The organism is Bacillus sp. EE-W1, from assembly GCF_009760835.1.
In the GTDB taxonomy this organism is placed as follows: Bacteria; Bacillota; Bacilli; order Bacillales; family Bacillaceae_G; genus Bacillus_A; species Bacillus_A wiedmannii.
The window spans coordinates 26,217-28,399 of the sequence record NZ_WIPE01000060.1 but is presented as its reverse complement, the minus strand read 5'-3'; the positions used below and the strand labels follow the sequence as shown (position 1 = coordinate 28,399).

The 2,183-nt window shown below is 32.0% G+C and carries 2 protein-coding genes; both read left to right on the top strand.

The window, feature by feature from the left end; genetic code table 11:
- Positions 1–297: RNA-guided endonuclease TnpB family protein (locus tag GFJ36_RS29535; protein ID WP_242015967.1), on the top strand; the 297-nt coding region annotated here is incomplete at its 5' end.
- Positions 298–2,068: 1,771 nt separating this feature from the next.
- Positions 2,069–2,183: Holliday junction resolvase RecU (locus GFJ36_RS29530; protein ID WP_242015984.1), on the top strand; the 115-nt coding region annotated here is incomplete at its 3' end.

The following is a 2,183-nucleotide window of genomic DNA, read 5'->3' as shown; positions in this document are numbered from 1 at the left end:
AAAAATCGTAAGTTAGCAAAAGCAATTAGTGAAGTATCTTGGTCACAGTTTCGAACCATGTTGGAATATAAAGCAAAATGGTATGGCAAACAAGTCATTGTCGTATCGAAAACATTTGCTTCAAGCCAATTATGTTCTTGTTGTGGATATCAAAACAAAGACGTTAAAAATCTAAACCTACGTAAATGGGACTGTCCTTCTTGTCGTACACACCATGATAGGGATATTAACGCAAGTATCAATCTAAAGAATGAAGCAATAAGACTTCTAACCGCAGGGGCTGCGGGGTTAGCCTAATCAATTAGAGTTCGATAGAACTCTTTACTTAGGAATCCCCCTCTTCTAAACGAAGTGAAAGTGGGGGTAGTTCAATAGAACTACAGATGACACAATTATTGACATGTGTTTAAGCCAGTTCCCTGAATTGTTCGCTGTGTAAAAGGGATTCACTGAAACGCAGATCAAGAAGATATACAGAGGGAGATTGCAATAATCCTATTTTATAAAAAAAGAGAAGCCCTTAATCAGGTCGCTCCTCTTACTGCCAATATACAATAACTATTCCATTATAATGTATGAGCGTAAAATATTTAATAATTATCTTAATGGTAAAAATTTCATTTTGTATGTATTTGAAATACGAAAAGAGCACTTAATAAAGTGCTCTCGTGACGAGATCATCCGTTTGTAAAGACTAACTTATTTCATATAGAAAGGAACACAGAATATTATATGTGTTTCTTGTCAATTGAGTGCTTTTTTACAAACAAAGAGCAGCTAGCAAAACTAGCAAAAGCTAACTGCTCAATACAAGGAGATACAGAGAAAACTAAATGGATTTTGGCATACAGCCTATCAACATTATGGACATAATATTGATTTTTATTCGAAGGATTTCATGTTTTATAAATCAGATTATGATAGTCGATATTCTCCATATTGACCAGAAAAGAACCAAGAATTCTAGGAAAATTCCAAGTGTTCTTTTTCTAGTTTTTTGAAATTCTTTTACTAAATAGCCAATAGCACAAATTGCTAGAAGAATGAAAAGAATAAGTTCTAGTGTAACTGGCATTTGATCTACTCCTAATCCATTAATTAATTTATTATATAACGATTATAAGATGTTTTTGCGATTAATGGTGAAGAATTAAACAAAACTATCTCTATATGTAAAAAGGCCCTGTTGTCTCCAGCAGGACCTTCCTAAAATGGCAAAGAGTAACTCTTACCTTACTCTTTGTTCATATACTACAAGATTGTTAAAAGAAATCCAAGGCTCTTTATATTGAGAAATAAAGAAGAATCATTATAAAGAATTTTATATTTTTTCATAAATAAAAGAGCAGCTAGCAAAAACTAACTGCTTGACTGGTTCTTCAACAGGGGGAAAGGAGAAAGGTTAGGGACTTCATTAAATGAGTTCTGGCCATCGCCTATCTATATTATTGACGGAATATTGGGTTTTATTCAGTCGATTAAGTTAAATGTTTGACGATATAGTCTTTTATTAGTAAAAAAGCTGCAAGGAGAAACATTACGTCAATTGAGAACCAAAACATATCTTTTTGAGGTTTCTTAAACTCTGATATTATCGAAAACGTTAAAAATAGGGCAACGGCTATTACAATACAGAGTTTAATCATATCAGACATTTATAGCACTCCTAACATTTAATCTTTTTTATTATATAGCTATTTCCAATGTTGAGGAATTTAAAAAGTGTTTTATGAGAATTCAAACAAAATAATCCTTTTACGAAAAAAGGCCCCGTTGTCTCCAACAGGACCTTTCCTAAAATGGCAAAGAGTAACTCTTACCTTACTCTTCTGCTATATAATACATAAAATACGTATAGATGTGTAGAACAAGAAGTTCCAATACAATTATTTTAATATATAAATTAAGTGGTTTTCAACAGGATTAAACATCAGGAATTAAATTACAAATGTTGATTTATCAATGAATATTAATAGTTTGATAGAAAGTGATGATTAATAAAGGAATATTATAATAAAAAAATATGAAATATTGCATATTCAATTAAAGTAGAAAGTGAGGGATAACAATGGGACAAGGAAACCGTGGTATAGCTTTTGAAAAGCTTATCAATCTAGCGAATGAAATGTATCAAAGAGGGGGAGTGGGGCTTATAAACAAGCGTCCGACTCCTGTAAAGGTGG